Raw genomic sequence first — 20,756 nt, 5'->3', positions numbered from 1 at the left:
CGCGGGCGCGGAGGCCGCCGGGTACGTGCGGGCCGCCGGGCCGCTCGGTCGGCGGCAGCATCACCGGTTCCGCACTGGGCAGGAACTCGAAAGTCACCAGCCCGCCCACCGCGCCGGGCACCACCTGGCCGGCCGCGACGGTATCGCGGCCGACGGTGACGTCACTGACAGCGCATTGGGCGAAGACGACCAATGATGACCCCGCCTGCCTCAATATTTGCCTCGGCGTTCCAGCCGCGGGACGAGCTGCGGCGCGCCGTCGGGTAGATCGAGGCCGGTGAGAAGGCCGGAACGGGTTCGACGCTCTCTGGTTGGTGGTTACCAGCGTTCCCAGGCGCTGAAGGGTGCGCCGCTGCCGAGGCCTGCGGTGACGAGCAGGCCGTGGGTGTCATACATGGCGGTGACCGGGCTGGGTACGGGGTCGCGGAAGTGGCGTTCGTCGGTTTCGTTCCCGTTGCTCGGGTCGAGTTCGATGAGAGTGGTGATGGCGTCGGCCTGGGTGGACCATTCACACAGGACGGTGACTGTGTAGCCGTAAGCTGTCATCGCGGCCGCGGGATCGTCCATCTCCTTGGACCAGGCCTCTTCGCCGGTGGTGAGGTCGAAGGCGATGACGGTGTGGTGGTTGCCTTTCTGCCAGTAGCCGGCCAGCGCGTACAGGCGGTCGCCGGCGACAGCCGTCTGCATCAGGCTGTCCGCGTCGATCACACCGTCGTCCCCCCGGTCGAAGTCGATGGCAGGGCGCGGGCGCCCCTTGTCGTCGAACGAGACGAACATTCCTGTTGCACCCTGGTTCTCGCCGGACGGCCCGACCGTGAGCACGATGGGGTCGGCTGCTTCGATGGAGACGTGGGTCGTCGGGTCGAGGGGACGCCGCGCGTCGATGGGGACGTTCCACTGAAGGGCGCCTGTGGCGCGGTCGAACGTGGCCACGGTCAGCTCGGAGATCTCGCGCTTGTCGTGTCCGCCCGCGCCGCAGGCGAGGACCGCGACGATGCGCTTCTCGCCGACCACGACCTCGTTTGGCCCGCACCGGTCGGGCAGTTCGGCTGTCCAGCGGGGCTTGCCGGTGTGCAGTTCGATGCCGCGCAGGGCCGCCTCGCCGCGCTTGCCGTCCTTCTTCACCTGACGGCCCTGCGCGTCGTACTGGACGCCGCGCCGGTCCTGGGCCACGACGGCCAGGTCACCGCGCGCGTCCAGGGCCGGGGCGCTCAGGGTGACCACTTCGCCGAACTGGTCCTTAACCGGCTTTTGTTCTTCCTTCCACAGCTCCCGGCCGTCCCTGGCGTCCAGGGCTATGACCGTCGTGCAGCCAGCTGCAGACAGTCCGTCGGCGGTGTTGCTGCCGCTCGCCCCCTGGACGACGAGCACGGCCCGAGTGCCCGCGTGCTCCGCGGTGGCGCAGATCTCGCTGCGGCCCGGTGGTACGTACTCCCAGAGCTTTTTGCCCTCGCGCCCGTCGGTGAGCCCGAAACCGCTCACCGCGTCGTAGCGGCTCCGGATGGCCACATCACCGACGACCCAGTTGTCGTCGCCCGCCCCGACCGCCGCTTCCCGGTCCTCCGGAGCCTCCCAGGACCGCAGCATCGCGTCCCCCGGCAGATAGCCCTCGCTCGACAGGAACCAGGCCACGAGAGACCCGACCCCGCCCAGCACGAGGGCCAGGGCCGCCAGGGCCTTCACAAGTCTTCTTCTTCCCGCCATGATGTGCCCCCCAAAAACGGTGCATACGACCTAAGACCCGCTGTGCGCCAACACCCTTGGTGTCGGCCGCCGTCCGCTCGGCCCCCCGGCCGTGTGAGCGAAGATCATCGTAAGCGGGGCGGATCCGTGCACGCGTCAGGGGCTGCTCTCAGCCGGCCTCGGCATGAGTGCCGAGACCCAGCACGGGCAGCAGGACGGGACGATGCGGCCGTCCGGTGCCCGGATGAGCTCAAAGCCGTCGGGCGCGCGGCTGATCTGTCACAGTCGGGCCGGGTCGGTATGGCGTCGGTGGTGGCGTGGGCGTGCGAGTTGCTCTGCCGCCCGAGCCGGGCGGGGATCGGCGACTACGGGCCCGTGCTTGGCGTGTGGTTCTTCCGCGGGAAGTGAGGGGCTTGCTCCGGGCTCATGGACTGCGGGCTGTCCTTCTTCCGACCCACTGGCAGGAAGCGCAGGAGGCTTACCCGCCCATTCCGCCGGAACATCGCGGTGAGTTACAGGGTCTCGCGCATCAACCTCGTCAACCGGTCTCGCTGTTGGTGGACAGCCGCCCGTGTCCGCTGGACCTCTTCGGTGTCGAACGTCAATCCCTGCACCACGACGTCCCGGTAAGCACGCAGCAGCACAACCATCCGACCTGCCTCCTCGACGATGGCGTCGTCGCCGATCAGCGACAGCTCCAGCCGTCGGGAGAGCACACTGCTGTCCCGAAGCACGGTCCCGGCACGGGCGCACGCAGTGTCGTCCGCATCATGACCGCGTGCGATGCTGACGAGCGTCTCGCTCGCCGCGGCCGTCGCTTCGAGAAACCCAAGGTAGACGGCACGGCGGTCGTCCCGAGCACGTTGTCGGCTCTCCTGCAGCCAGCGACGCCGCTCAACGAGCGTGGACGCACCGAGCGCAATCAGCGCACCAAGTGCGGTGTTGAGGAGTCCGACCAATTCCACCCCTCTTCCATGCTCAGCTGCACACCGCTCCAACCCCGGATCGCAGAGCCCTCAGTCCGGATCGCCTGGATGCCGCTGACCTGCCGACCCCGCACCGATCCTGCGGCAGAACGAGCTGAGGGCCTGCACGGTCGAGCGAAGTGTCCTTTGGCGTTTCCTCGTGCTCTTTCAGACTGTCGTTTCAGCTTTCGCCCGCGTCGCGGTCGTCGGCGATGAGCCGGTCCAGTTTCCCGGCGGACCAGCCGTTCCGGCCAGTCGGCTGCGCCGACTGCCGGAGGATCGTCGGCGCGTTCGGGCCGTCATCCCGCCAGGACCTGGAGCTCCGCGATGACGGCCTCGCCAAGCAGCTGGGCCTCATCGGGGCGCATGTTGCAGACCACCGTCATGGCGAGGGCGTCTCTGGTCTTCACCGCGGCGAAACTGGCGTTGCCCGGGCGGTGCATGGGCGGTAGCGCGATGCCCTGGCGGAAGTCCCGGCCGTAGAAGGCGCTGGGCGCGTCGTGCCATCTGAGGACGGTGGTGGACGTGGCCATGTATGAGGGCCGGTACCCGCGCCCGGTGGCCAGCCTGGTCGCCCAGGGGCACATCCTGCGCACCGCGCTCGTGAGGGAGAACATCAGGGCGTGCGCGGCGGCCCGGGCGGGCACGCCCTGAAGCATGAGCTGCGACTGCCTCAGGCGAGCCTCGGGCGAATCTGTGTCGACCGGGACCCGGACGCGGACAGCGGTGACGATGTTGCCCAGTTCGCTGAGGTTCTCCTGCGTGCGGAGATCGCAGGGAACGGCCGAGTAGACCGCGCCGACCTTTCCGGGCCACTGCTCGGGCGGGCCGAACGTGGTGCGCAGGGCACCGGCCACCGCGCTCAGCAGCAGCTCATTGAGACTGGCACGGCGGCCGTCGGCTCGCGGCCGGCGTGCGGCGCTCACCAGGTGCGGGGGGAGGGGGAGCACCGCCACGGAGGGACATGCCTCGGTCGGCTCGTCCATGGGAAGCGCCTGACCGGGAGCGGTCAGGGCACGGATCTCGCCGCGCACGTCACGCAGGCCCACCCGCGGCAGGCGCGTGGGCCGTCCGGACAACTGAGCCGACGCGGTGCCGTCCATCAAGGTGCACAGCAGCGTCTGCAGGGAGCGGCCGTCGATGAGGGTGTGCTGGGCGATGAGGGACAGGGCGAAGCCCTCGCCGGGCACGCCCGGCACGAGATAGAGGCGCCAGGGGGGCACTCCCCCCGGAAGCGGCCGGTCGGTGCTGGCTGCCCACAGGTCTTCCAGTTTGGCCGGAGAGTCCAGCACGTGAACGTCCGGATCGAACGGGCCGGTCACCGTCCACCGCGCGGCCCCGCGCAGCCCTCGGCGTGCGAAGGGGGCATCGGCGCTGCGATGTTCGAGCACCTGGTGCATGCGCTCCAGCACACCCCACCGCTCGACGACCCGATCCCGTACGTCGGACAGGGCGGGCGGGTCTCCCGCGAAGACCGCGGCCATGCCGACCACGCCTGGGCAGCCGTTGCGGAGCAGTACCTCGTCGGCGAAGGACAGCTTCTCGTGGTGGGGCGCCATGGTAGTTCCTCGGTGTGCTTGGGCGGGGCTCGGTGCGAGGCGCGACCACCTGGCGGCGGTGCGCAGCCTGAGGAACTGCGTGCGTCAGCCGAGGTTACGGCCCTCTCCCGGCGCATGCCCGCACCCCAACCGGCACGCCGATGCGCTCCGCCGAGCGGATGCCGGGAGGAAACCCGTGACGCAAACGGCGTGTCTTCAGCGCGCGTTCGCCGTTGATCGTGTCGGCGCTGAGCTGCTGATTCAGCCAGCGGTGCGATGGCCCATACCTCTGTTGCAGAAGGAGAGCGCCCACACATGCCCACGGTCGCAAGGAAGTTGGCCGACATCCTGACGCACACACTCGGAGTGGAGCCGGAGGAGCTCCGGCCCGACGTCACCATGGCCGCTCTGGAGCTCGACTCGCTGGCTCTGGCCGAGCTGGGTGCGGCCGTGCACGACCAGTTCGGGGTCAAGGTCGCGGGGGAGCAGGTGGGCAAGGCATCCACCTTCGCCGAGGTCGTCGCAGCTGTCGAAGGACAGATGGCCGCTGTCGCAGGCGGGAACTGAACGTGGCGGAGATCGCCGTCACCGGTCTGGGGCTGCTCACTCCGGCAGGGGCGGGCGTGGACGCGACCTGGCGGCGGGTGTGCGAAGGCGGCTCCACCGTGGCGGCCACCCACGCGGATCTGGCCGGGCTCCGCGTCGACTTCTGCTGCGCGATCCCGGAGCTGGATATGAGCGGCCTCGGGCGTCGGACCGTCTACCGCTTGGACCGCTTCACCCGGCTGGCGCTGTTGGCCGCGCGGGAGGCCCTGGCCGACTCGGGTCTGGACGCCGCCTCCTGGGACGGTGCCCGCGTCGGCGTCGTCATGGGCTGTGGCCTGGGCGGAGCGGCCACCTGGGAGAAGCAGCACGCCAGGCTGCTGGAGCGCGGCCCGGCCGCGGTGTCTCCGCTGCTGCTGCCGATGATGCTGCCCAACATGGTCGCGGGGGAGGTCGCGCTGGCCTTCGGTGCGCGAGGGCCGGGCTGTGTGACCTCCACCGCGTGCGCCTCGGGCGCCACGGCGATCTCCGTCGCGCGTGATCTGCTCACCTCGCACCAGTGCGACGTCGTGATCGCGGGCGGCACCGAGTCGCTGAACACCCCGTTGATCGTGACCGGTTTCGCCAATCTGGGTGCCCTGTCGACCCGTTGTGGCGATCCGGCCGGAGCCTCGCGGCCCTTCGACGCCGACCGGGACGGCTTCGTCATGGCCGAGGCCGCCGGGATCCTCGTACTGGAACGGGCCGCCGATGCCGCGGCACGCCGTCGGCGGCCGCGGGCGCTGCTCGTCGGCTGCGGCTCGTCCAACGACGCCCATCACCCCACCGCGCCCCACCCCGAGGCACGGGGCGCCCGCGAGGCCCTGCACAAGGCCCTGGACGACGCCGGATTCGCCGCCGGGGACGTGGACCACGTCAACGCCCACGGCACGGCCACACTCCTTAACGACACGATGGAGGCAAAGGCGATCAGCGCCGTGCTGCCCGACGGCCCGCCCGTCACGTCCACCAAGGGCGTCTTGGGGCATTCTCTGGGGGCCACCGGGGCCGTGGAGGCCGCGCTGACGGTGCTGGCGATCGAGCACTCCACGATCCCGCCCACCGCCAACCTCGACTCTCCCGACCCCGCCGTGGACCTCAACTTCGTCACCAAGACGGCACTGCACCAGCCGGTGCGGGCCGCGTTGTCGAATTCGTTCGGATTCGGCGGCTACAACGTCGTCCTCGCCTTCCGCGCCGTATGACCGACTCGTTCCCGTCGAGGGCCCCCATGACCACCACTCCGCCGCGGCCTGCTGCACCGCCGGCGCCCCGCGGGATCATCAGCCGGCTCAACTCCCGCCGGGGCCGCGAGAACCCGTTTCCCCTCCTGGAGGAGTTGCGCCGCGCCGGGCCGGTCGTCGCACACGGCCCGTACGCCCTGCTGGTGACGAGTTACTCCCTGTGCGAGTACATCCTCACCAGCCGCACCTGGATCGCTCCCGATCAGCAGTGGCGTTCCCGGCGCAACATCGCCCCCGACCCTCCTGGGTTCTCGATGTCGGCGACCGTCCTGCGCGTCAACGACCCTCAGCACGGCCGGCTGCGGGAGTTGACCCGTGGCCCCTTCACCCCCCGGGGGCTGCGAGCCCTGCGCCCCATCGTCCGGCGGCTCGTGGCTGAGTGTCTCGACACGCTCGAGGACCGGCTCGACCGTGACGGTACGGCGGACTTCGTCGACACCGTCGCTCGTGCGCTGCCCGCAGCCGTCATGTGCGACGTCCTCGGGTTGCCCCTCCACGAGCGCGCCCGTGCCGCCCGCTTCAGCGCGCTCAGCGGCCCGCTGACCGAGCCCTTCGCCGATGCCGAGGACATCGCCACCGCCGAGGCGGTGGCTGCCGACTTCCACGCGTTCGTGCGGGCCGCACTGGACGAGCCCGGCACGGGTCCACTGTCACAGTGGGTCGCGCACGAGCATGTGGCCGACGGAAGCATCTGCCTGGACGACCTCGCGTCCAACATCGTCTTCCTCGTGGCGGCGGGCTCCGAGACCACCTCCGCGCTGCTGGCCACCAGCCTGCTGGCCCTGGAAAGCCACCCCGAGCAGGCCGACTGGCTCCGCGGGCACCCACAAGCCCTCCCGGCGGCGGTCGAGGAGATCATGCGCTGGGACCCTGCCGTACAGATGGTCATCCGCGTTCCGGTCGACGACACCGAACTGGCCGGGATCGAGGTTCCCGCCGGGACCCTCGTGTACGTCCTGACCGCGGCCGCCAACCGCGACCCCGACCGCTTCCCCCACCCGCACACCCTGGACTTCCGGCGCTCGCCACAGCGCGACCTCAGCTTCGGCGCGGGCGCCCACTACTGCCTCGGTGCGGGCCTGGCCCGGCTGGAGGCCGTCGAGTTCCTGCCGGAGTTGTTCCGGCGGTTTCCCACGCTGCGCACGGCCGGACCGCCCGTGCGTGCGCCCGGCATGAGCCTGCGCACCTTCCAGGCCCTGCCGGTCATCCGCGGCCCCCGAGGGGCGGAAAGGAGTCGAGGCCGTATGGACGTCGAGGAGCGGGAGGTCTGGGACCGTCTGGTCCCGTTGTGCGCGCAGGTGCTGTCCGTCGCGCCCCAGGCCGTGGTCCCGGAGGCCCGGCTGGTCGCCGACCTGGAGGCCGACAGCCTGGACATCGCGGAGTTGACGGCGGCGCTGGAGGAACGGTTCGGAGTGTCCCTGAAGGATGTCGACACCACAGAAGCGGCGACCGTAGGCGATGTGGCCGGCCTGGTCGTGCGGCTCCGCCACCTGGGTAGCGCGGACCGGGCCGCCGGGTGATCCGCGACAACGTCGCCGCGGTCACGGGACTGGGGGTGCGCTGTGCGGCCGGGGCCACGCCTGGGGACCTGTGGGACAGCCTGCTCCAGGCCCGCTCCGTGGTGGTACCGCACGCCTTCGACGACGAGGGTCGGTTGGTGTACCCCGCCTGCCCGATGCCCGGCTTCGACGCCGCCGGGTATCTGACGCGCAAGGAACAGCTACGGTCGGACCGGTCGGTCCAGTTGGCGGTGTGCGCGGCACTGGACGCGGTGGAGGACGCGGGTGGCATCCACGCCTCGGCCGCACGCCGCGCGGTGGTCACCGGCACCGGGTTCGGCGGTGGCATCAGCCAGGAGCGCGGCATCGGGCAGCCCGACGTGCTCTGGCCCAACCGGGCGATGTACAACGCAGGCGCCCATTGGATCAGTGCCCGGCTCGGCGTCACCGGGCCGAGCCTCACCGTGTCCACGACGTGTGCCTCGGGAGCCCACGCGGTGGGCGAAGGGCTCCAGATGATCCGCACCGGCGCGGCCGACGTCGTGGTGGCAGGAGGACATGACAGCCCCCTTACCCCGACCATCGCGCTGGCCTCCGCACGCTCCGGGGTCATGGTCACAGACTGCGGTGACCCGCACGCCGGCTGCCGGCCGTTCGACGCCGACCGGCAGGGCTTCGTACTCGCGGAGGGCGCGGCCTTCCTGGTGCTGGAGTCCCTCGAGGCGGCCCGATCCCGCGGGGCCCGGATCCACGCCGTCCTGACCGGATACGGCCGTACGACCGACGCCTACCACCTCACGGCTCCTCGGCCTGATGGCTCCGGGGCCCGGGCGTGCGTCGAACAGGCGCTGGCCGACGCCGGGACGACCCCCGACGCCGTCGTCCATGTCAATGCCCACGGCACGGGGACCGATCTGAACGACCTGGCCGAAGGCCGGGCCATTGCCGCCGTGTTCGGGCCCGCCGGGGTGCCGGTCACGGCCCCCAAGTCGGTGACCGGGAACGGGTTCGGCGCGACGGGCGCGCTGGAAGCCGTGACCGCCGTGCTGTCCGTGAGCCGGGGACTTGCGCCGCCCACCGCCCGCCTCGCCCGGTTGGACCCCCGCCTCGCGCTCGACGTGGTCACCATGGAAGCCCGTAAGCTCCCGAGCGGCCCTGTGCTCAGCAACAGCTTCGCCGTGGGCGGGCAGAACGCCTGTCTCGTCTTCGACGCACCCGAGCGGGAGCCGTACTGATGGGGACCAGGCTGTCCGTCCTGGATGAGGGGCACGTGCGGACCGGACTGCCGGAAACGATCGGCCTGGCCGCACTGTTCTCCGGGCCACCGCCGGCGCCGGCCGAGATGCAGTGCCGGGTCGCCGATCGCTGGAGCGGTCTCGAGCGCATGAACCTGGTCCTGAGACCACCGGCCGGGCCGGCGGCGCTGACGGGACACCGCTGGGAGCGCCTGCGCGCCTTCGATCCGGCCGCGCACGTCACCGTCGGCGACCAGGCATTGGAACCCCTCCTGGCCACTGCCGTCGAACACCGGCTCCCCGTCGGCCGGCCCTTGTGGCGTCTGGTCGTGGCGCCGAACGCCGTGCCCGGAGGCGAACACGCCGTCGTCCTGCTCGCCCACCACGCCCTGCTGGACGGCAGGTCCCTCGAAAGCGTCTTCCGTCTGCTCATGGACAATCCCCCACCGCGACGCCGCCGGGGGGCCACCCCGACGCGGCCTGCCGTCCCTCCCGCCGCCCTGTGGCGGGAACTGCGCAAAAGCTGCGCCCGGGCACAGTCCCTGCCACCGGGCACGCACGGCGACGTCGAGCCCTCCCTCGCCGTGCTCGGGATCGACCCGCAGGTGGTGCGCGCGGCGCGCCGCCGACTCGCCGAAGGCCGCGGTGCGACGCTCAACGAACTGCTCGTGAGTTCCTTCGCCGGAGCATTGCGGGCCTGTTACGGCCCCCTTCACGGCTGGCCCGAAGGCCCCATTCCGTTCCACGTCACCGTCCCGGTCGACCTCCGTGACGGCCACACCGCACACCGGCTCGGCAACGCCGCCACCACCGTCCGCGTACCGCTGCCCGTGGACACTGAGTGCCCGGACGACCGCCTGCGCACCGTCCAGAACCAGATGGCAGCCCTGCCGAGCCGCGCTGATGTGCACCGAGCCGCACTTCCCGTGCTGGAGAGCGCCGGCCGTCTCCTGCCCTGGCTGACGCACGCCATGGCCCGGCACGGCGTACGCGCCGACGTCACCGCGAGCGGATGCACCACCTTCAAGTGGCGCGATGTGACGGCATCGTTGTGCGGCCGCCCGCTGACGCGGATCATCGCGGTACCGAAGCTGTCTCCCCCGGGCACGGCCAACCTCTGCCTCGTCCAGACCGGCGACGCCTACACCCTCACCGTCGTCGGTCACCTGCGTCCGGACGCTGCCACCGCCCTGGCCCGGGCTACGGCACGCGCTCTGGCGGAGCCCGCGGTGGCGACGGTCGGGTGAACTCGGCCGGAGAATCAGCCGTGGGCCAAGTCGACCCGACCAGCCCGCCGTGGTGACATCGGGTTGAGGGATCTGTGGCTCTCGCCCTGGGCGGGGCTGGCGTGCGGCCCTGGCGCGCCTTCTCAGGGCGGAGTCGGCCTCTGCTTCAGCGGCAGGCCCACTGACAGTGCGCTGGTGACCTGGCCGACCAAGGCCCCGTCAGCTGCGGGCTTGTGACCCCCTGGCAGCCGTGCTCCAGCCGGGCCGGCGTTTCGTCGGCCTGCCCACGGAACTCCCGTCAGCAGAGGCGCACTTACTCCTGCGTGCCGAGCCCGCCGTCGGCCGCTTCGGGCTTGGCGGCGCTGCCGGGTGACCGGTTGAGGAGGAGGTCGCCGGCGCGGGCCTTGACCTGGTCGCGGGTGCGGCCGGGGTGGTCGGCGGCGAGGAAGTGGTTCCCGATGGCCATGCAGAAGGCGAGCAGGCTGCGGGCCTCGACCTCGTCGGGGTCGGAGCAGAAGGTGCTGATCGCGTCGCGCAGCAGCTGCATGCGCCGGTTGTCCACCCGGCGCAGGCGGTCGGCGACCACCGGGTCGCGGCGGGCCCAGTCGCGGACGGCCAGGTCGATGGGGAGCAGGCGGTTGCCGGAGAAGGTGAGCTGCCCGGCCAGCCGGACCTTGTCCAGCACGTCGCCCCCCTCCCTCTCGATCCGGTCGAAGACGTCGTCGACGCACTCGCGCTCCCAGGCGTCCAGCATCTCGGTCAGCAGCGCGCCGCGGTCGGCGAAGTACCCGTAGAACCCGCCCTTGGTCACGCCGAGCGACTTGGCCAACGCCTCGACGCGCACGGCGTCCACACCGCCCGTGGCCAGCGCCCGCAGTCCCTCTTCGACCCACCGCTCACGCGGTGTGCGCAGCGCACCCATCCTGTGCCTCACCTCACTCCCCGCCGCGTTGTGCGGGGCCGTATAACGACATACGCTCGATATGTACGCCACCGTACAACGCGTCGGGAGGTGACGCGACGGAGCAGCCGGACGGCCCTCCGCCGCCGGCTCCCGAGCGCCCAAGAGGAGTTCTCCGACGGTTGCACAAGGTCATCGACGCACGGCCTACCGATTCGCTTCACACGCAACGGAGCAGCGACATGACACTTCCCCCCGGCCAACGTGCCGTGGACGGATTCCCTCGTTTCGGCACGCACCTCCATCACCCGCCTCCGCCTGTGCCCGCCGACCCGGTGATCGAGCTCCGCGGAGCGCTCGCCGAGAGCGTCACCCTGGCCCTGGACGACATCGCGAAGCTGCCACGGCAAGAGGTACGAGCCGACTTCCACTGCGTCGCCGGGTGGTCGGCCACCGACCTGCTGTGGGAAGGGGTCTCGTTCCAGACCCTCTACCGCACGCGGGTCGAGCCGCTGCTCGGGCCGGACGCGCCGGTCAGCCATGTCAGCTTCGAGGGTCTCGACGGTTACCGGGCGGTCGTGTTGCTCGAGGACGCCCTGGCCGACGACGTGCTCATCGCCGACCGTCTCGACGGGCGGCCGCTCGACAGCGACCACGGCGCTCCGGTGCGGCTGGTCAGCCCCAGCCAGTACGGGTACGTCAACATCAAGCACCTCTGCCGCATCGAGTTCCACGCGTCCGAACCCCCTGTCACCGACCGGTGGTCTCCTCTGGCGGGGCACGACAGGGCGCGGGTATGGAAGGAGGAGCGTCACCGCCATCTCCCCGGCCGCGTGGTGCGGCCCGTCTACCGGACGCTGATCGGTCCGATCCGCGCACTGAGCGCACGCGGCAGTCGCACGCTGCCCAGGTGACACCGCGCTCCCGCCGCGTCGAGCCGGTGTTGTCCAGGGTGGATGGGGTCCACGACGCCGCGTCATGGCGCCGCGAGGCGCAGCCAGGTATCGCCGGTGCGGAGCCACAGGACGCCGTTGCGGCACTGGCTGCACCGCAGCACGACGCGTCCGGGGACCTCAATTCTGCGGCGGCCGGTGAGGTCAGGGCCCAGCCAGCGCCGTCGAGTTCGGCGTGTACGAGTTCGACGGTCCGCGGTCGTGGTCGCGGCGGTGCACCCACCCGGCGGGACGGGCAGCCTGCTCTTCGGAGTCCACATCGCACGACCGAAGGTGCTCCGGCCGGCCGTCCCGGGTCTTTCGACGGCGGACCCGTGCCGGGATCAAAGCATGGAGGCGGGCCAGGGAAGGTCGGTGGTCACTATGCGAAGGGCCTGGATGCTGGCTGATCCGCAGGCACAGAACTGTCCGGCCAGGTGCAGCCGTCTTTCAACGCTGGGAGGCTGAGAACGCCGGGTTCGACAGGTCATGTTCTCGGCGTGCCTGCTGGGCGGTGCTGGTGGTGTCAGGAGGGTGTGACGGGCAGGCGGCCGTCGCTGATGGCCTGGGTAAAGGTGATGTAGTCGTCTCGAGTCTGTTGGGCGTAGGCGAGGGCGAACGCGGCGATGGCCTGGTCGAAGTCCGTGTCGTCTCCGAGGTAGGCGGCGATGGCGACGCGGTTGCCCGAGCGGGCGTGACCGCGGGCGAGCGCCCGGCCGCAGAGCCCGGCGTACTGGTGCAGCAGACTGGCGGACATGCCCTGGATTGACGCGGAGCCTTTCATGTCGAGCAGTTGCCGCCAGTAGAAGTGACGTCCGGTGGGTCCGGTGGACCAGCCCAGGAAGATGTCGCCGCAGGCCTGCAGCAGCCTTTGTCCCTCAACGACTCGCTGTCCCTCATGCGTAACGGATCCGCGCACGTACGGAGCGAGGACCGAGGGCTCAGCCTCCTTGGCCTGTAGCAGCAGGAGCTCGCCTGCGGCGCGTCCCTGCAGCAGCAGGACGTAGCAGCGTGTACCGACGCTGCCGATGCCGACGACCTTGCGGGCCGCGTCCACGATCCGAAATCGGTCCAGTAGCTGGGCCTGGGCTGGCGCCAGGCTGGCACGGTAGTCCTCGAAAACCCGCTCGACAACGGCGTGGTCCTGGTCGTCGACCGGTTCGATCAGTGGCGGGGAGTGCAGGAACCGGGGCGTTCCGTCGGGGCCGGGTTCGGTGAGTTTCGCGATCGCCTTGCTGCTGTCGGTCTGCCGTGCCCGGTCCAGGGTGCGGTGGACCCGCGCGCGTTGCAGCGAGTTGCCGATCTCCTGGAGCACGTCGTCGGCCGCGATGTACTCGTACCAGACGGCGAGTTCTGTGGAGGCGGACAGTTCGCTCATGTGGTTGCGGTAACTCCGGGCAGCCTCGGCGGCGATGGCGCCAGCCGTCTCCGACGGGGCGTCGTTGTCGTATGCGGCAACGGCAAGGCTGGTGGCCAGGCGTTTGATGTCCCACTCGAAGGGGCCCGGCAGTGTTTCGTCGAAGTCGTCGAGATCGAAGACGAGGCGGCGCTCCGGGGAGGCGAACAGCCCGAAGTTGGACAGGTGTGCGTCTCCGGAGAGCTGAACAGTCAGCCCGGTGTCCGGCATGGTGGACAGGTCGGCTGCCATGACCGCGGGAGTACCGCGGTAGAAGGCGGACTGGGAACCGGTCATGCGTGTGTAGCGGATCGGCATCAGTTGGGGGATGCGCGGTTGGGCCTCCTTCTCCAGGATGCCCACGAGGTCGGGCCGGTGCGGCGAAGGGGTCCATGCGCCGTGCGCGGACAGGGGGAGATGCCTGCGAGCGGCCAGTCCCGACGAGGCCGGGTCGGCGGATGCGACACGGGCCGTCGAAGACCCGTCGGCAGAACGGGGGAAGGTGGGCACGTGGCGGCTCCTGGTTGGCGGGCCTCTGAGGAGGCGTTCTGCGGCACCGTGGACGCGGTCGGCCCATGGGAAGCCTCGGTGATCTGTTGCGACGAACAGGCCACCTTGATGACTGCGCCGGGGTGCTCCGCCCGATGCCGCCAGCCCGGATCGGGGGCTCTTACGGTGATCTCGCCGTCGATCGCGATGCCAGGCACACCTGCGCTGACCAGCCCCGAGGTGGTCACACCGGCCCCAGTGCGCACGCCATGGACCGACCACTCCTCTGCCCGTCGTCACGGTGCTCCTACTGACCACGCTGTCATCTCGCCCAGCACATCGCGCGCCGAGGATGGCCCGGTCACGGTCGAAGAGGACGGGATGGCGGAGGGGATCGTCGGGCGTATCCAGTCCGAGAACCGACCTCCAGCCAGCCGGAGCCATCCGCGTACGGGGGGCAACGGGCAGGTGCCGGTCTGCCGGACCGTGATACCCGACACCTGCGACGCCAACGTGACCAGATCTATACGTACGCGCGAACCGTCCGGTCGGCTCGGAGCGAGGTGCAGGGGGCCCGTGTACTTCCCAGGCAGGACTGTCCAATCACGACTCGACTCATGGGTACGGACACTGCGTACGTCGTGTGCGTGCGCGCATTCCGTGGGTCATGAAGCGCGGACGGGCTGATTGGGACGTTCGATCACGGTGACTCGACGAGGGAGTATGCAGCAGCTGAACGGAAAAGGGGCTGATCATGCACATTCTTCACGCGGCTGAAGGCGTCAGAGCCCGCTGGAAGAGGTCACCGGGGAAAGGAACGCTCATCCGGAGGAGCACGACAACCGTCGTTACGAGGCCCGGCCCTCCACGGAGGCTAACGAGACGCCCAAGGATGACGAGAGCCGACTTGCCACATCATGACGGCAATGGTTAACGCTGCTCCCGCGCCGCTGCGTCAAGCGCTCCCCGCAGTGAATCGGGCGACGGTCAGGCCGCAGAGCCGCCGGCGCGCGGGGACCGGTGGCCCCGTCGGCCAGGTCCGCTTGTGCCGCGGGCCCGTCTTCGGCGGATGGAGCCGGCAATGCCTACCGCGTCGCACCTGTGGAAGGTGCCATGAATAGGCATCGCCTCGCGATTGCTCGCCCGCATGTCGATATGCGCCGGTCTGCTGGTGTTCGACCCGGGTACGAAACTGGCGTCCCCTCGCTCGGTGTGGCTGAGCAGGCCGTGCGGCGTGAGGGGCGCTTTGCGGGTATGTACACCCTGCGCTTGGGTCCCTGGCCCCCGAGCAATGCCGTAGTCGTCATGGTCCACGGACTCGGCCTGTCTGGACGCTACTTCATCCCTCTCGCCCGCTTGCTGGCGGCCGCAGGGTGCACCGTGCTGGTGCCAGACCTGCCAGGAAACGTACGCTCGCGGCGGGCGGTCCGGCGCGCCCTCGACGTCGAGGAATCGGTGGAAGCGTTGCTGCGCTGGCGAACCGCCGCAGCGATCGGTCCTTGTGTCCTGGTGGCCAACTCGGTCGGCTGCCAGGTGACCGCGGCGTTCGCAGCCGAACACCCTCGTCTGGTGGAGCGGATGGTGCTCATCGGCCCTGCCCTGGACGTGACGGCGTTGTCACCGGTCCGGCAATTGCTGCGCCTGTTGGCTGACGTTCCTAAGGAACCGCTGTCCCTTCTTGCCGTGGCCGCGGCAGACTATCTCCTCACCGGAGCGGCCCGGTTCGTTGCGGAGTTCCATTACGCACGACAGGACGCATCCGGCCCGTTTGAGGCGCGCCTGCGTCGAATTGAGGCGCCGACCCTGGTGCTGAGAGGTTCCCACGACCGGGTGGCCCCTCAGTGTTGGGCCGAGCGGGTGACCGCCGATCTGCCTCATGGCCGACTCGCCGTAGTGCCCGGCGCAGCCCACGCGGTGCACTTCAGCCGGCCCGACGCCACGGCCCGAAGGATTCTGCAGTTCCTGCCTTGAGGATTCGATCGAATCGCAAGAAGAGGGGTAACCGGTGGCCATGTTGTTCTTCAGCAACCGCGTCGGCTGCCTCGGTTCCTTGCTCATCAGCGCGGTGGTGACCGCCGTCCTTTTCATGCTCCTGAACCGCTGACTCTCTTGGCCGACGCCATGCCCCACTTCGACGACGCCGGCGAGAACGACGATGTCGTGGCACTGCTGATGCAGCAGCACAACCACATCCGAGATCTCTTCGCCGAGGTCGAGACCGCCACTGCCTACAACCGGGCGGAGGTTCCCGCAGGCTCGTCCGTCTGCTGGCCGTCCATGAGACCGCCGAGGATGAGGTGGTCCACCCCTCAGCCCGCTGTCTGCTGCAGGACGGTGAGCGGGTAGTCGACGACGTCTCGCAGAGGAGAAGGCCTCGAAGGATAAGCTGAGCCGCATCGATGACATGAACCCCGACGACCCCGGGTTCATGCCCGCCCTGCGGGAGCTGCGCGGACGTGCTTCAGCACGCGGCGTCGGAGGAACAGTAGGAGTTCCCCGGGCTGCGCGAGAAGACCGGAAGGCAGCAGCCTGCCATGCTGGCCGCGGCTGTCCGTGCTGCCGAGGCCATGGCACCCACCCGCCCGCATCCCGGAGTGGAGACGGCAGCGAAAAATGCCGTCGTCGGACCCGTCGCAGCCCTGATCGACCGCATCTCTGACGCCGTCCGCAAGGCGATGGGCAAGGACAGCTGATCAGGACGAACAGAGGCGATCTCGATCAGGTTGCGGCGCCGGTAGGTCTCCCGGCCCAATCCTGGCGGTCGGTCGCCGTGGCCACCGCGCCTCCCGGTGCCATTCCTGGGCGATCTTCTCGGGATTTTGTGCGCTATGCCGCGTTTCCGCAGGTAGGCGCGTAGGCCGCGGGATCTGTAGGCCTTGTCTGTGATGACCTGGCCGGGCCTGCACCAAGGCAGGCCGGGCCGGTGCGGGGACCGTGGATCCTTTCCGGCAGGGGACATGCGCGGACACTGTCGTGGCGTTGGCCTGGCGTCACGTCGCCAGGAACGCGAGCGGGTGGCCCTTGCCGTCGCAGCGGAGGTGGACTTTGGTGGTCAGTCCGACTCGAGGGTGATGACCTGCCGGTCCTCCCACGGCCGCGGCCCGGGTATGAGCGGAGCGAGTGACTACCGCTGCCGATCAGTGAGTTCATGACGAGGTGCCGCGTCATCTTGATCCACCACCCAGATGATCTTTGAAAGCGGACCCTAGCAGGAATCCACAGTTGCGACGGTTTCGACCGTTTTCTATGGGTACGCGAAGTGCCAGTAGGGCCCTCACGCTGGAGGCGATCATGAGCTACACCCGACCCCCCATGGAATCCCACCCCGACATCCTCGAAATGCGCGCCCAGCACGAGCGGGCAGCGATCACTCCCCGCGCGCAGGGCATCGAGGCCCTGGGTGTGATCACCGGACTGTATCTGGCGGCCTCGCCCTGGATAGTCGGCTTCAACGGTTTGTCGACCCTGGCTGTCACCAACCTGATCGCAGGCATCGCCTACGCAATGCTCATGGCTGGGTTCGGCCACGCTTACGAGCGCACGCACAGCATGGCCTGGGCCGCTGCCGCCCTCGGCGCGTGGACGATCGTCGCGCCGTGGGTGGTCGCCGGAGACGTGGATACCACCCGCACCATCACCAACAACGTGATCGTGGGTGCTATCGCCTGCCTGCTGGCCCTTGCAGCCGCCGCCGGCGCGAATATGCCGTCGGGCCGCCGCTCACGCGGCGCCTCCGGCTACGGCAGTCACGGCGAAGGACCATCCGAGCGGTAGGAATGACCCTCGGCCGGCGCTCTGATGCACCGTTGCCGTCACAAAAGGGGTGCGGCTCGGCCGCTTGAGGGAGCCCGCCCGGTCAGGAGCCGGTCTCACGGTTTCTGACCGGGCGGGCTCCTTCCCCGAGGAACAGCAAGTCGGCGAATCCCGGGCCGAACGGTGTGGTGTCGTGATCAGTCCGGTTTCCGCGCTGAACCCGGCGAGTAGGTCCGACCGGTACTGCATCCGTTTGAGGCGGGTTTGGGCCAGCCCAGCGAGGTCATCGATGGTGAGAGTTGCCGCATACTCCCTCGCGGACGTGGAACTGCCGTTGTTCAGACCTCTTACGCATGTCTCGACAGATACCTATATTTTTCCCATGGCAACTCGAAGCACGAACCCGCTGGCGGGAGTTGTGTCGGCGACGGCAGCGGGTGGTCGGCTGGTGTTCGTGCCAAGTCGGGTCCGGGAGTTCGGTGTCACGCTTGGCGGGAGCGTCGTGGTCCCGCTGTGGGTGGCGGCTCCCCTGCTGCTGCCGATGCTGGTGATCGCCGTGCTCACGGAGTCCGGGGTGGTCTGGGCCATCCTCTGGGTCAGTATCGGGCTGACAGCCCTGGCCGTGATCGGGCTCGCCCTGGCCTTGACGTTTACGGTGGCGGCCACGATGGTGCGGTGGATCGAGTTCCGCCCTCACGGGAATGCGAAACAACTCGTGGTCGTACGCTTGCAGCGTTCGTCGATCGTCGCTGTGGCTGATCTGCGAAGCGTCTTCGTTGTCGAAAGGCTCAGGCTGGGCCAACGCAAGTCGCTCAAAGTGGTGTTGCATACGCGCGGCGGGACCGTGGAGTGCGAGCCGGGGTTTAATGCCCCGATGTCCCAGGTCGGCGCAGAGGCACTGCTTGCCTGGTTGACCAGCCAACTCGGTTCGGCCGGTGTAGCGGTGGAGTACCGGGCGACGGTCGACCGGAACTTCGTATGCCCGGATGAATGGTGGACGCGAGCACACCTGGCTGCCCTGTGGCACGTGCCCGTCGGCGCGGTCGACGAGCTGGTTGTCCGCCACGGCGTTCGCTGCTACCAGTACACGCCCTCGGCCATGGCGATGCATTCACCGGACAAGACGGTGACGGTCTACGACCCGGATCGGGCGTACGAAGTCGCGGAATCTATCCGCGGGCAAGGCATCGTGGCTACGGAGACCGGCGCTGCGCAGGAGGATCCGGGCCCGTGAGCGGGCAGGCGGCCGGCACAAGGCTCGTGCGGGGGCAACCGTGGCGGCGATATCCCTGATCCGTTTCGTTAGCCCCTGCCTCAGGTGAAAGCGGTCGCTGACCTGCACCGCGCTCGGGGTGCCGTCGGTGATGCCCTGGCGGTAGACCAGCGGGCCGTCCCGGCCGACCACTTCAACACCGGGGTGGGTCCGCAGCCAGGCGGCCGGCTGCTCGGCGTCGCGCTCGGCCCACAGCTCGATCGTCAGCCGGGTGTCGGCATCGACCAGCAGGGTTCCGTAGGCGTCCGCATACAGAGCGAAGTCGCCGACGCCCAGCACCCGCGGGGTTGCTGCAGGCGGAAGCGGCAAGCGCATCAAGTGGGACAGCATGCTGGTCCGCGACAGCGGTACCTTCAGGATCTGCAGCCGCCGGGCGCCGCCACGGCCGGCCAGCAGCACCCGGCCGTGTCCACCAGATGCTGCAGCAAGGGGCTGTGACGCCTCAAGCCCTCGACCTGCTCGGCAAACGTCCGCCGACCGCAGCCCGGGCTGTGACAGAACAACTGGCGCTCCGTCAGCCCGATTAACACCGGGCGCCCACCAGCAGCGACATCGCTCAGCGTGCGGTCATAGCGACTGCGCACCCGCGCAGAACCGCGCCCGCAGTCCGGGCACGCCACTGTCAACTTGCGGGTGCCGGCCGCGATGCGGACTACGCCACCCGCCACCGACACGCGTTCCAGCCGCACCGCATCCAGGTGCGGGGACATGATCCGTATGAGGTCATCACACTCGCTGACAGTGTCGCCATCTGCGGCGGAGCGTCACCGGCCGCACGGTGGCAAGCGCCTGCTACACGGAAATCCTGCCGGGCCCGCCTACATGCAGAGCCACGTACAGATGAACGTGCAGAGCAAGGAGACCTCTGAAGCGCCGGTGTCGTTGTTCGAGATGATGGGGCGGTGTCTCTTCGCTATGTCAATCAGACGGGCTGGACCGCGAGGTTCAACGGCACGGATGCCGAGATCGGCCGCGTGGTGCGTGTAGAGGGCTGGGATTAGGCGAGCGGGACGGCTCTTGTCGGCGATCCCGCAGGTGATGCCCTGCGTGGGGTGAGGGACTACGAGGACTTCTCCCACATGGAGCGGGCCGGGTGCACTGGAGGGACGAGAGCTCAGCGGGAATGCCGCTGACGGAGTAGGTGCTGGCCTGGCTCATCCCGTCGCAGGGGCGGGCGACGGCTATCACGGTTGATGCCCAGGGGCACGTCGCGGATGCTGATGGCGCCCCTGCCTTCATTCCGTCGAGCGAGGACCCGGAGTCGTGGTTTGGGTGAAGACGTGTGAGCGTCCGAGCGGGGTGAAGCCCCGGCGGGTGTACCACGCGTGCGGCCAGCCATCGGGGTCGGCGAGAAGGAAGACCAGGCCGTAGCCCGACCCGTGCTGCAGGGCGGTCGCGAGGATGGTGTCCGCGTAACCGCGCCGGACGTGAGTGTCGGCGGTGACGACGTCCTCGATCTGGGCAATCCCCTGAGTTGCATCGATGTAGAGGTCAGCCCAAGAACCGACGATGCCGTTCTCATCACGGACGGCCAAGAAGTGGACTTGCTCGGCACCGCGGAGCCGCGCTGATCGGCGGTCAGCGAGCTGGTTGACCACCACGTCCTCGGCATGCGGCATCCAGACGCGAAACTGCCGGATCAGTGCAGCGCGCAGCTCGGAGAGAGCAACCGTCTGAGCGGGCGCTTCGGGGGGTGCCGCAGTTCCGTTGTACGTCATGACGAGCTCGGTCTCGTGTCCATAGCCGGCTGCGGTGAGGGCCGGCGCGCAAGCGTTGCCCACGGCGTCGTCCAGGACCGTGATCCGACGGAATGGCAGGTGCCCGAGAGTGGTGTCGGCCAGGGCAGCGAGTGCGGAGGGAGTTGGCGTCCCGTCGATGACGAGCTGGTTGTGCTCGTGAGAGGCCGAGTAACCCGGGTCCAAGACAGCCGCCCCGCCAGGAACCTCGGTCACCACCGCGGCCTGGCGCCGGGCGAAGGACGCGCGGAAGGCCACGATGCGCTGGAGATCGAGGGCTGACACGGAATCAGCCTGAGGGTCG

General features: G+C 69.5%; 17 protein-coding genes and 1 pseudogene. 10 read left to right on the top strand and 8 right to left on the bottom strand.

The window, feature by feature from the left end; all coding sequences use genetic code 11:
- Positions 1 to 318: 318 nt before the first annotated feature.
- From M8H82_RS28155 to M8H82_RS28140, 4 genes and pseudogenes are all read right to left on the bottom strand, one after another.
- A complete protein-coding gene (locus tag M8H82_RS28155; protein WP_250077871.1) occupies positions 319 to 1,683 on the bottom strand; it encodes a PQQ-binding-like beta-propeller repeat protein in 1,365 nt (454 codons plus the stop codon).
- A gap of 512 nt (positions 1,684 to 2,195) precedes the next feature.
- Positions 2,196 to 2,648: a hypothetical protein gene (locus M8H82_RS28150; RefSeq protein ID WP_250077870.1), complete on the bottom strand. Its 453-nt coding sequence runs from the start codon at positions 2,646 to 2,648 to the stop codon at positions 2,196 to 2,198.
- A pseudogene (locus M8H82_RS28145) lies at positions 2,606 to 2,793 on the bottom strand (hypothetical protein); the annotation flags it as partial. The gene M8H82_RS28150 and the pseudogene M8H82_RS28145, both read right to left, overlap by 43 nt.
- A 154-nt stretch (positions 2,794 to 2,947) precedes the next feature.
- Complete coding sequence (locus M8H82_RS28140) at positions 2,948 to 4,207, bottom strand: wax ester/triacylglycerol synthase family O-acyltransferase (protein ID WP_250077869.1); 1,260 nt, start codon at positions 4,205 to 4,207, stop codon at positions 2,948 to 2,950.
- A gap of 294 nt (positions 4,208 to 4,501) precedes the next feature.
- Between M8H82_RS28140 and M8H82_RS28135 the strand changes: the two genes are divergently transcribed.
- From M8H82_RS28135 to M8H82_RS28115, 5 genes are read left to right on the top strand one after another with little or no spacing between them, the layout of a single operon-like run.
- Complete coding sequence (locus M8H82_RS28135; protein WP_250077868.1) at positions 4,502 to 4,753, top strand: acyl carrier protein; 252 nt, start codon at positions 4,502 to 4,504, stop codon at positions 4,751 to 4,753.
- Between the two features lie 2 nt (positions 4,754 to 4,755).
- Entirely contained in the window at positions 4,756 to 5,973 is a 1,218-nt protein-coding gene (locus tag M8H82_RS28130) for a beta-ketoacyl-[acyl-carrier-protein] synthase family protein (RefSeq protein ID WP_250077867.1), read from the top strand.
- Between the two features lie 26 nt (positions 5,974 to 5,999).
- Entirely contained in the window at positions 6,000 to 7,532 is a 1,533-nt protein-coding gene (locus M8H82_RS28125; protein ID WP_250077866.1) for a cytochrome P450, read from the top strand.
- Positions 7,529 to 8,746, top strand: a complete 1,218-nt coding sequence (locus tag M8H82_RS28120) for a beta-ketoacyl-[acyl-carrier-protein] synthase family protein (protein WP_250077865.1) — start codon at positions 7,529 to 7,531, stop codon at positions 8,744 to 8,746. Before M8H82_RS28125 ends, M8H82_RS28120 begins: the two co-directional genes overlap by 4 nt.
- Positions 8,746 to 9,993 carry a wax ester/triacylglycerol synthase domain-containing protein gene (locus M8H82_RS28115; RefSeq protein WP_250077864.1) on the top strand — a complete coding sequence of 416 codons (1,248 nt, stop codon included), beginning with the start codon at positions 8,746 to 8,748 and terminating at the stop codon, positions 9,991 to 9,993. Before M8H82_RS28120 ends, M8H82_RS28115 begins: the two co-directional genes overlap by 1 nt.
- A 292-nt stretch (positions 9,994 to 10,285) precedes the next feature.
- Here the strand turns inward: M8H82_RS28115 and M8H82_RS28110 are convergent, their stop codons facing one another.
- Positions 10,286 to 10,894, bottom strand: coding sequence for a TetR/AcrR family transcriptional regulator (locus M8H82_RS28110; protein WP_250077863.1), 609 nt, complete (start codon positions 10,892 to 10,894; stop codon positions 10,286 to 10,288).
- A 299-nt stretch (positions 10,895 to 11,193) separates the two neighbouring features.
- On the opposite strand from M8H82_RS28110, the gene M8H82_RS28105 reads away from it, so the two are divergent.
- Positions 11,194 to 11,787: a molybdopterin-dependent oxidoreductase gene (locus M8H82_RS28105; RefSeq protein WP_250077862.1), complete on the top strand. Its 594-nt coding sequence runs from the start codon at positions 11,194 to 11,196 to the stop codon at positions 11,785 to 11,787.
- Positions 11,788 to 12,331: 544 nt separating this feature from the next.
- Here M8H82_RS28105 and M8H82_RS28100 read toward each other — a convergent pair.
- Positions 12,332 to 13,564, bottom strand: coding sequence for a DUF2252 domain-containing protein (locus M8H82_RS28100; RefSeq protein WP_250077861.1), 1,233 nt, complete (start codon positions 13,562 to 13,564; stop codon positions 12,332 to 12,334).
- Between the two features lie 1,380 nt (positions 13,565 to 14,944).
- Here M8H82_RS28100 and M8H82_RS28095 point away from each other — a divergent pair.
- The 4 genes from M8H82_RS28095 to M8H82_RS28080 all read left to right on the top strand — a co-directional run bounded on the left by M8H82_RS28095 (position 14,945) and on the right by M8H82_RS28080 (position 18,677).
- On the top strand, positions 14,945 to 15,661 hold the full coding sequence (locus tag M8H82_RS28095; protein WP_284049435.1) for an alpha/beta fold hydrolase: 717 nt from the start codon (positions 14,945 to 14,947) through the stop codon (positions 15,659 to 15,661).
- Positions 15,662 to 16,224: 563 nt separating this feature from the next.
- Positions 16,225 to 16,383: a hypothetical protein gene (locus tag M8H82_RS36655; protein WP_308293284.1), complete on the top strand. Its 159-nt coding sequence runs from the start codon at positions 16,225 to 16,227 to the stop codon at positions 16,381 to 16,383.
- 598 nt (positions 16,384 to 16,981) lie between these two features.
- Positions 16,982 to 17,464 (top strand): SPW repeat protein, encoded by a 483-nt coding sequence (locus M8H82_RS28085; RefSeq protein WP_250077859.1) that lies wholly within the window; start codon positions 16,982 to 16,984, stop codon positions 17,462 to 17,464.
- 361 nt (positions 17,465 to 17,825) lie between these two features.
- A complete protein-coding gene (locus M8H82_RS28080) occupies positions 17,826 to 18,677 on the top strand; it encodes a hypothetical protein (protein WP_250077858.1) in 852 nt (283 codons plus the stop codon).
- 392 nt (positions 18,678 to 19,069) lie between these two features.
- On the opposite strand, the gene M8H82_RS28075 is transcribed toward M8H82_RS28080, so the two are convergent.
- The gene (locus M8H82_RS28075; RefSeq protein ID WP_250077857.1) at positions 19,070 to 19,426 is read right to left on the bottom strand and encodes a transposase family protein; all 357 of its coding nucleotides are present in this window, start codon (positions 19,424 to 19,426) and stop codon (positions 19,070 to 19,072) included.
- Positions 19,427 to 19,951: 525 nt separating this feature from the next.
- Positions 19,952 to 20,737, bottom strand: a complete 786-nt coding sequence (locus M8H82_RS28070) for a GNAT family N-acetyltransferase (protein WP_250077856.1) — start codon at positions 20,735 to 20,737, stop codon at positions 19,952 to 19,954.
- Between the last annotated feature and the right edge of the window lie 19 nt (positions 20,738 to 20,756).

The sequence above is a fragment of the Streptomyces sp. YS415 genome (genome assembly GCF_023544665.1).
GTDB lineage: Bacteria > Actinomycetota > Actinomycetes > Streptomycetales > Streptomycetaceae > Streptomyces.
The sequence above is the reverse complement of the archived record's forward strand: the minus strand, read 5'-3'. Positions and strand labels throughout refer to the sequence as shown.

Coding starts and splice junctions, on each gene's coding strand:
- M8H82_RS28110 (WP_250077863.1), bottom strand. CDS start 10,894: ATGGGTGCGCTGCGCACACCGCGTGAGCGGTGGGTCGAAGAGGGACTG.
- M8H82_RS28135 (WP_250077868.1), top strand. CDS start 4,502: ATGCCCACGGTCGCAAGGAAGTTGGCCGACATCCTGACGCACACACTC.
- M8H82_RS28140 (WP_250077869.1), bottom strand. CDS start 4,207: ATGGCGCCCCACCACGAGAAGCTGTCCTTCGCCGACGAGGTACTGCTC.
- M8H82_RS28075 (WP_250077857.1), bottom strand. CDS start 19,426: ATGTCCCCGCACCTGGATGCGGTGCGGCTGGAACGCGTGTCGGTGGCG.
- M8H82_RS28080 (WP_250077858.1), top strand. CDS start 17,826: ATGGCAACTCGAAGCACGAACCCGCTGGCGGGAGTTGTGTCGGCGACG.
- M8H82_RS28095 (WP_284049435.1), top strand. CDS start 14,945: ATGTACACCCTGCGCTTGGGTCCCTGGCCCCCGAGCAATGCCGTAGTC.
- M8H82_RS28115 (WP_250077864.1), top strand. CDS start 8,746: ATGGGGACCAGGCTGTCCGTCCTGGATGAGGGGCACGTGCGGACCGGA.
- M8H82_RS36655 (WP_308293284.1), top strand. CDS start 16,225: ATGCTGGCCGCGGCTGTCCGTGCTGCCGAGGCCATGGCACCCACCCGC.
- M8H82_RS28125 (WP_250077866.1), top strand. CDS start 6,000: ATGACCACCACTCCGCCGCGGCCTGCTGCACCGCCGGCGCCCCGCGGG.
- M8H82_RS28085 (WP_250077859.1), top strand. CDS start 16,982: ATGAGCTACACCCGACCCCCCATGGAATCCCACCCCGACATCCTCGAA.